The organism is Mesorhizobium sp. M7A.F.Ca.US.005.03.2.1 (assembly GCF_003997795.1).
Classification (GTDB): domain Bacteria; phylum Pseudomonadota; class Alphaproteobacteria; order Rhizobiales; family Rhizobiaceae; genus Mesorhizobium; species Mesorhizobium ciceri.
On sequence record NZ_RZRP01000574.1, the window covers coordinates 1 to 4,122 of the forward strand.

Sequence of the window (4,122 nt, forward strand, 5' to 3'; positions counted from 1 at the left end):
AGGCGCGATGTCCAGTCTGCCGGGCTCACCGAGGTTGAGCAGCACGGGCCGCGCGTCGTGCAGCAAGGTGAAGACCCGCAACGGTCCGCCGGCGGTGGTCAGATCGAGATCGGGCATTCGCCGCCCAAGCAGCGGGTGCCCCTCGCCGAGGTCGTAGTGGACACCCAGGCCGGACATCTCGGCTGCGATCTTTTTGCGGGGTTCATCCATGCCGAGCAACTCGGCAACGGTGTCGGCCAAGGCCTTGCTGCGGTCATCCGTGCGGCGAAGCGCGACCTGCGCCATCGTGTTACGCAACACGCGGGCGGCAACCGGATGGCGCTCGGCATGATAGCTGTCGAGAAGGCTTTCCGGCGATATCCCCTTGATGACCTGGGCCAGCTTCCATCCAAGGTTCACCGCATCCTGCACGCCGATGTTGAGGCCCTGTCCACCCATCGGCGGATGGACGTGGGCGGCATCGCCGGCCAGGAGCACGCGTCTGTCGCGATATGCGGCAGCCTGGCGCGTCATGTCGGTGAAGCGGGAGAGCCAGGTCGGGCTGTGGACCCCGAAATCGGTGCCATAGATGGCAGCCAGCGCCTCGCTGAGCTCGCGTAGCGTCGGTTCGCCGCGCGCCTCCAGGCGGGGCTCCGTCAGCACGACGCCAACCTTCTTGCCGTCCTCGATCTTACCCAGGGCATGAATTCCGGAGGCGTTGCTGCGGAAGCCCCATGGCGGTTCTTCCGACATTTCGACCTCGGCAATCATCCAGCTCATCGTCGGATCCCATCCGGCGAACTCGATACCGGCCGCCTTGCGAATGGTGCTGCGGCCTCCGTCGCAGCCGACCAGATATGCGGCCCTCAGGCGGTGACCGGTGGACAGTTCGACGTCGACGCCGCTGTCGTCCTGGATAAACCCCGCAACCTCGTGTTCACGATAGATCGGCACCTTCAACTCGCCGACCCAGTCGGCCAGGATGCGCTCGATGTGGTTCTGCCGCAACGCCAACAGGTAATTGTGCCGGGTTGGGAAATCGCTGATGTCTAGGCGGATCATGTGAAAACCTACGGCCGGGCTCACTTGGCCCTGCGAGAGGAACCGATCGGCAATTCCGCGCTGGTCGAGCACCTCGATGGTGCGTGCATGGAGGCCGCCTGCGCGCAGGCCGGCAAGTTTCTGATCCGGCCGCCTTTCGACAATGGCAACGTCGACGCCTGCTAGCGCCAGTTCGCCCGCCAGCATCAATCCCGTCGGACCACCCCCGGCGATCACCACCGCATGATCTGAAACCATTGTCGTCACTCCCGTTTTCCGCACCTTGGTTCGGGTCGGTTTTACGGGAGGAGCCGGGTCTTGCCGCAAGCCCCTTGTGCGCCATATGTACGAAATGGAAGGGAACGGTATTGTTCCCCCTGTGGGTTGCCGCGGAACAAGCGCTCGGGGCAATTTCCCCTAACGATATCCAGATTTTCAGGCGCAAAAACCCAGAGTCTTCCGTGCTTTGGCACGGAGCTCTGATGTTCATTGGAAAGAAGGGGGCCGGTCGGCGTTTGGCAGCGGTACGAGGAGGCCACTATGTGCCAGCGCCGGCCGGCCGACCCCACGGACCCAGGAGATGCGGCGGACCTGAGCATCATGGGGTATTCCCAGGGACCGGAGCCGGCGGTCTATCCTCGTGCCGGCTTCGTCTTGGCCTGCACAGTCGCGCAAGAGCTTATGAAAATCAACAGTTTCTTAACCAAGGCTCGCGAATCGCTTGGATTAAGGTAAACGGGTAACCCTGTCGGGTTGACTGGATAATCGGGGCTGGATCACTACGCCGCCTTGGCGACGACCCGATTGCGGCCGCCGCTTTTGGCTTCGTAGAGCGCGAGATCGGCACGCTTCATGAGCGCCGCCACCGTGTCCACGCCCTTCAGCACCGACGACACGCCGACGCTGACCGTGACTTCGATCGCCTTGCCGTCCTGGCCGATGGCGAAAGCCGCCTGGGCGATTTCGGCGCGAATGCGCTCGGCCACCTTCTCGGCCACCGCGCCCTCGGTATCCGGCATCACCACGACGAATTCCTCGCCGCCAAAGCGGCAGGCAAGGTCGATACCCCTGACATTCTTGCGCAGCCGCCGTGCGAATTCCCGCAGCACCTCGTCGCCGCCATCATGACCGTGCGCGTCGTTGATCGCCTTGAAGCGATCGAGGTCGGTGATCATCACCGACAGCGGCCGGCGCCGTGCCACGGCGCGATCGAACAGCGTCTGCAGATGGCTGTCCAGATAGCGGCGATTGTGCAGCCCGGTCAGACCGTCGGTCACCGCCATTTCGATTGTCTGGGTGACGCTGGCCCGTAGCTGGTCGTTGTAGCGCTTACGGCGCACCTGCGTGCGCAGCCGTGCCGTCAGTTCCTGCTGGTCGATCGGCCGCATGAGATAGTCGTTGATGCCGAGTTCCAGGCCGCGAATGATGCGTTCCTCCTCGCCCTCCTCCGCCAGCAGGATAATCGGCACGAAGCGGGTGCGATCGAGCGAGCGCAACTGCGAACAGAGCCTCAGCGGATCGAAATCGGCGAACGCGGTCGAGATCATCACGCATTCATAGGATGTCTCGGCGGCCTGGAAGAAACCGGCATGCGGATCATGTGTGACGTCGAGGTCGGCCCGATCACGCAGCATCTTCTGGATGCGCTCGACGGATGTTTTGCGCTCGTCGATCAAAAGCACTTTCGGCGTCGTGTCCTCGGATGCGAAATTGCGGCTGAGCAACTCCTCGATGCCGATGTTGCGCGTCGTCGAGGCGCGCAGCCGCAACTCGTCGGTCAGCGACTTCAGCCGAACCAGGCTCTTGACGCGCGTCATCAGCTGCAGGTCGTTGACCGGCTTGGTCAGGAAGTCGTCGGCGCCAGCCTCAAGCCCGCGGACGCGGTCGGAAACCTGGTCCAGCGCGGTGATCATCACCACCGGAATGTGCGATGTCGCCGGATCGCTCTTCAGCCGCCGACAGACCTCGAAGCCGTCCATATCAGGCATCATCACATCGAGCAGCACGACATCGACCTTGCCGTTCTCGCAGGTCTCGATCGCATCCGGCCCGTTGGTGGCGGTCAACACTTCGAAATATTCGGCCAGCAGCCGCACTTCCAGCAGCCGCACATTGGCAGGGATATCGTCGACGACGAGGATCCGCGCAGTCATTTCATAACGCTCCGACTCGGCTGAAGGGGCACATCACGCATCGCCCAGATAGGATTTGATGGTTTCGATGAAACGCGGCACCGAGATCGGCTTCGAAATATAAGCCTCGCAGCCACCCTGGCGAATACGTTCCTCGTCGCCTTTCATGGCGAAGGCGGTCACGGCAATGACGGGGATGACGTGCAGTTCGTCGTCCTCCTTCAGCCATTTGGTCACTTCAAGCCCCGACACCTCAGGCAACTGGATATCCATCAAGATGAGATCCGGCCGGTGCTGGCGTGCCAGATCGAGCGCTTCCAGACCGTTGCGGGTGCGCACGGTCTCGTAACCGCTTGCCTCGATGAGGTCCCGAAAGAGCTTCATGTTGAGCTCATTGTCCTCGACGATCATAACCTTCTTCGGCATCGATATCCCGTCCCGGCCGCCCTTCCGCTTCGAAGGCGACCGTCATGCGCCCATGTCTGAACGCACCAAACCCTGCTTCACTTTACGGCAATATGATTGACGAAACGGAAATCCGCGGCTGGAAAACAGCGCGAATTCTACCTCGTCGCCTGCGCGTCCAAAGGGCGCGCCACGCTCTAATGGCTTGCCGCAAGCAACTCTTGCCATTACTGCGGGAGAGACTCATCCACACACCGAAGGTAGTGATGGCAAACGCAGCGTCAATGCGCGAAGAAGCGGAATCGATTGCCGTGAAGGCCCTGGGCTTTGTCGCCTCCGATCCGGAGCTTTTGCCGCGCTTTCTGGCTATCACCGGCATAGAGGTCCATTCGATCCGCAAAGCCGCCAGTGAGCCAGGTTTCCTGGCTGGTGTCCTGCAATTCATCCTCGCCCACGAGCCGACGCTGATGCGCTTTGCCGAGGAAACCGGCACCCCGCCGGCTGCTGTCGGCAAGGCCCTGCGGTCGCTGCCGCTGGGCGATGACAACCACGAGCATTCCATATG

Annotated in this window: 4 protein-coding genes; 1 reads left to right on the forward strand and 3 read right to left on the reverse strand. The window is 62.2% G+C overall.

The features are described 5' to 3' along the window. From EN991_RS25870 to EN991_RS25885, 3 genes are all read right to left on the reverse strand, one after another. The coding region (locus EN991_RS25870; RefSeq protein ID WP_127369828.1) for an FAD-dependent monooxygenase at positions 1–1,278 on the reverse strand (1,278 nt) is incomplete at its 3' end. A 521-nt stretch (positions 1,279–1,799) separates the two neighbouring features. After that, complete coding sequence (locus EN991_RS25880) at positions 1,800–3,173, reverse strand: PleD family two-component system response regulator (RefSeq protein ID WP_024503582.1); 1,374 nt, start codon at positions 3,171–3,173, stop codon at positions 1,800–1,802. 33 nt (positions 3,174–3,206) lie between these two features. Next, positions 3,207–3,578: a response regulator gene (locus tag EN991_RS25885; protein WP_013531932.1), complete on the reverse strand. Its 372-nt coding sequence runs from the start codon at positions 3,576–3,578 to the stop codon at positions 3,207–3,209. Between the two features lie 245 nt (positions 3,579–3,823). Here EN991_RS25885 and EN991_RS25890 point away from each other — a divergent pair. After that, positions 3,824–4,122: DUF3572 domain-containing protein (locus EN991_RS25890; RefSeq protein ID WP_024503583.1), on the forward strand; the 299-nt coding region annotated here is incomplete at its 3' end.